The 4,490-nt window shown below is 55.4% G+C and carries 2 protein-coding genes; both read right to left on the reverse strand.

Annotation, left to right across the window (positions count from 1 at the left end; all coding sequences use genetic code 11):
- Window positions 1-41: 41 nt before the first annotated feature.
- Window positions 42-818 (reverse strand): hypothetical protein, encoded by a 777-nt coding sequence (locus tag J2744_RS15220; RefSeq protein WP_210114059.1) that lies wholly within the window; start codon window positions 816-818, stop codon window positions 42-44.
- Window positions 819-1,138: 320 nt separating this feature from the next.
- Entirely contained in the window at window positions 1,139-4,423 is a 3,285-nt protein-coding gene (locus tag J2744_RS15525; protein WP_210114060.1) for an Eco57I restriction-modification methylase domain-containing protein, read from the reverse strand.
- Window positions 4,424-4,490: the final 67 nt, after the last annotated feature.

Genomic DNA, 4,490 nt, shown 5'->3' on the forward strand with positions numbered 1-4,490 from the left:
GGATGACTATAGGGGCCTACCCTCACTAACGTCGCCATGATTCACGGCGGGTACTTGAACGTCTCTTCGACCCGTCGGTGCAACTTGTGATCTGAAGACTCCGACGAGAAACGGAACTCACAGATGTCCTCAAGCGTCACACCGCTCGTGATTCCCCCTGTCTTCCCCATTACCTGCTCCGCGTGTACATTGCCGTTCACGTCGGTGTATAGGACGTGCAACTGAAACGAAATGTACCGAATACCGGCGTGGGATAGTCGTTGCGTCGTCTCGAACACAGGAGAACGGATGTATTCCGCTCGCCCCTCCTCACCGTGAAACACTTCCTCAAATTCAACTTGTGTGCTGAACTCGACCCGGCCTTCGTTCGGACTTAACACGCCTCCATCCCTTGAATCGTTCTCAAAATCATCACCCTCGGTCCTGTTCAACGCAAAGAACCTCGGGAGAATCTCGAACCCATCACCGTCCGGGGTGAGGAAACACGCATCCTCAATGTCGATAGGCGTTCTTTCTCCAGGGTCTGGATGGTAACTCACGACGAGTGTAGGGCGGATATACAGATTCTGTGCGACTCCTTCACCGAGGTTTTCCAGCTGGATGGTGAGGATGTCGAACGTGGTACCGCGTCCACTTTTCGACTGTATTTCCTTCCCACGGCTTTTCACGACAGGTTGGCTTTGCCGCTCGATGGTGTCCTGTAGGTCGTCGGTCTGTACTTCCGTGTTCGATTCCCAGAAAACGAGTTTCTCGATGAGAGTGACTTGTAACGCTGTTAAACTAATTTGAGGGATATAGGCGCGTAGACGGTCGAACATACTGGTTACCGTACACTCGTTGATAATAAAGGGGAGGTCGTGGTACTCGACGATAGGGAATGGAAGATATTCCGCAACCCTCACCGAACCCGTATGACCCAGGCGAGAACGTGCGCGTATACCTTGACCCAGATGATCCAGACAGTCGCTTCCACGGTGTCACATGCGTCGTCGTAGACCGGTTTGATGACGACTTAGACCGAGAGACCGGGCGCGACTTAGACCGATACTCGTACCGCGTGAGGCGCGTGGACGGTGACGTACTCCCGGTCCAATTCCGGCACTCGGACCTTATCCCCGAGGAGTAGTGAGAGGTCCTGTTAGTCGTCTGCTTCGGCGGCTTCCGCGGCGTCCACGTTCAACTTCACATCCTGCTTCCGCTCCGGTGCCGGCGGCTTCCCATCAGGGTACAGCTCCTGCATCTTCTTGTGGTACGCACCAAGCCCCATCTGCGAGTTGATGTACACGAGCTTACCCGGGTCCAAACCGTACAACCCCATCAGCAACCGGTCGATCTTCCAATCCGTACTGTCACCAAGCTCACCGTCATCAAGCATCGTATCGACGCAATCAGCAATCTCCTCCGCCGTCTCACGGCCATCCTCTTCAGAGAGTTTCGCCACCGGAACCGGGAGTTCCCTGATGTCCGTCTGCCGCATATTGGCGAACGCTTCCGCGGCGTCGATCTCCCCGGACCGTTTGAACATGTAGTAATGCAGCACGCGAGAGTTCATCAATCCGAGTAGGAACTTGTGGTACGTTGTCGTGTCGAGGCCGCTCGGGACGTTCTCCGGGTTGGCCCACTTGCCCTCGTACTCTTCGTCCTCGTCGGCAAGATCGACGTCCACGTACCAATCCAGCATATCCTGCTGGTCGTCACGGATCTTGTACACGTACACCGACCGCGGGCAATAGACCGTGTCCCCGTGGTACGCAACTGACAACCCGACCCCGGCTTCCCTGATGAACAGCTTATCACCGTCGTACACGGACTGGTCTTTGTAATTGACACCGTCGTACCCTAAGTCGAGACCCTTCAACTCTAACTCATCATACCGTGCATCGAACGAATCACCGTCCATGTACAGCACGTCACCGTCCGCCGGGTCGTCGCTAATTAGGTACTCTTCACCGACTCTGTTCTGATACTTGAACTCAACCTCACAGTAATTGCATTCCTTCTCTTCGTCCGGTTCCTTCTTCCGCGGCGGGGCAATCCACTTCCCGCACGCCGGGCACTTGATGACGTGCCCGGCCTTGTTCAGCTCGACGCCACGGTGAGATTCGCAGAACGCACCGACCGGTATCGAGTTATCCTCCATCGTATCGAGGAGTTCGTCATCTTCGACGTATCGGAATGGTTCGATCTCCCCGGACTCAATGCAACGGCTCTGCGGGATATCGAACGCATACGCCGATTCAAGCTGTGAGAGGCTCAACTCACCTTCAATCGCTTTCCGGCGGTCTTCATCGACGAGGGTCATCGACCGGAACGTGTTCTCGGCGCTTGGCTCCGTGTTTTTCAGCTGCATCGTCACCGTAGACATGCGAATGTCGCTTCCGAACCAGTCTGCACCCATGATGTGGAACCGTTCAAACTCGTAGTTGTCGAGAAGATACTGTCGGATTTCTGCCTTCTCGGATCGAAGCAGGGTTTTCGGGAGGACGTACGCTAACCGGCCACCGTCGTCCAGATACTTGCATGCGGTGAGGATGAACAATTCGTAGGTGTCCATGTTCTCGACATCGAACCCGTCACCGAGCTCACGGTCCACCCATTCGGTCGCTTCGGGGCTTACTTGCCCACCCCACGGCGGATTCCCGATAATCAGATCGAACTCGCCGAACCCAGCCGTTTCATCGATGTCTTCGAACTGGATTTCACCGGCGAGTGCGTCCTGCGACGCGAAATTCCCGGTGAGCATTCCCAACGATGTGTTCTTCCGCGCCGACCGTAGCCACACGGAGAGTTTCGAGATTTCAATCGCTTCCTGCAGCAAATCGTTCCCGTGCAGGCACTTGTCGAGAATCTCGATTTCCCGCTTCTCGAAGGATTCGAGTGGTACCTGTACCGGTCCGTCCGAACCAGCTGCCGCAACTTTCGCGGAGCGAAGCTTCTCGTGTACTCGGCGCGCTTCACGGCTAAGGTGGTTAAAACAGGACACTAGGAACGCGCCAGATCCGCAAGCGATGTCCGCGATTCGGATGTTAACAATTTCCTTCAGGTAGGCTTCAAGGAATTCCTTGTCCGGGTTCTCCATCTCCATTTCCCCGTTATCAAGGTCTAACTCATCTCGAATCTTCGCGCGCTTGTCCTGTAGAAGATCCTGTATCGATTTCTCGGCGACGTACTCGGTGAGGCCCTCCCGCGTGAAGTAAAGGCCGTAGTCGCCGCGGTCACCACTGAACGGGTTACTCTCGCCTTCTGCGAGGTTCGCTCGCACCTGCTCGATGTCACCCACACTCTCCTCAAAGATACGACCAAGCACGTGCTCGTTCAAATCGGAATGGAAGTCGTACTCGTAGAACCCGTACACGCCTTCAATTTCAGAATCACCGATTTCGTAAGTATCTGTGAACAACTCGTCCGGCAGTGTTACGGACTGCAGCACATCGTCCTCCTCAAACAACCCGCCATCGTACCCGAAGATATCGTACGGGTACTCGTCGGGGCTACCAGTGTCGATTACGCGGAACAGGTCCTGTATGAGCGGGTAGATTTTCTGGTCGTCAAGCGTCGGTAGGTCCCTGCCGGTCTCGATGACGTCCTTCAGCAAATCGTCGGGGAGTAGGCCAGACGGGTGATCGCTGAAGAAGCAAATCACGAGACCACGGTGAATGAACGTCTGTGCGGCTTGAATAGCGGCGAGTTGCCCGTCGCTGGATTCGGCGAGTTCCGGGTCCTCGTCGATAATTACCTCGTACACGTCCTCAACTGCCTCGCGGTAGAACTGGTAGAAGTCCTCAGTAAGTTCCAACCGTTCGGAGAGGTTCTGCGCCATGAGGTCCTCGATGTCCGAATCGGCGTCCTCACCGATTAGGAACCGTCGGTGCATAATGAAATAGAACTCCCAGAACGTCTCGGTAGGCTCACCATCGGCGTCAAGGAACTCGTCGATCTCCCACTCTTCGTAGTGGTCGATGCTGCCGTGGTGGTACAGTCTGACAACTTCCATGTTCGACGCGACAACCCACCGAACGGACAGGCCGTTCGTAATTGCGTACTCGAAGGCCTGTTCGACCGGGGATTTGAGGCGTGACGGATCGACCTTATCGAGATCTGTCCCCGGATCTTTCAGCTCACCGACGACCTTCCGAACGTCCTCAGTAAGTTCGCCATCGTCCTGTTCGAAGTGCCCGAGTAGTACGTCAGGGAACCCTTCACCACCTTCGGAGAGTGATTCGGGAAGGAGCTGGAATTCACCGGCGCTGCCGCGCGGTCGTGTGTATCCGAGTACATCTGAAAAGATGTCGCTCACGAACGACTGCTGCAGGTTGCGCTCGGTGAGCGACGTGCTGGTACCCGTCCATCCTTCGACTGCCTCGATGATGTCGTCGGTGTCAGCCGGCCGTTCAACCTCTTGTTGCTGTAAGTACTCGTCCACTAAGTCCGGGTCGAAGAGAGAGTGCTGATTTGTCGGCAAGGATATTGAGTTTTTTCTTATACGGGAT

The organism is Halorubrum trapanicum (assembly GCF_017873555.1).
GTDB classification, from domain to species: Archaea; Halobacteriota; Halobacteria; order Halobacteriales; family Haloferacaceae; genus Halorubrum; species Halorubrum trapanicum.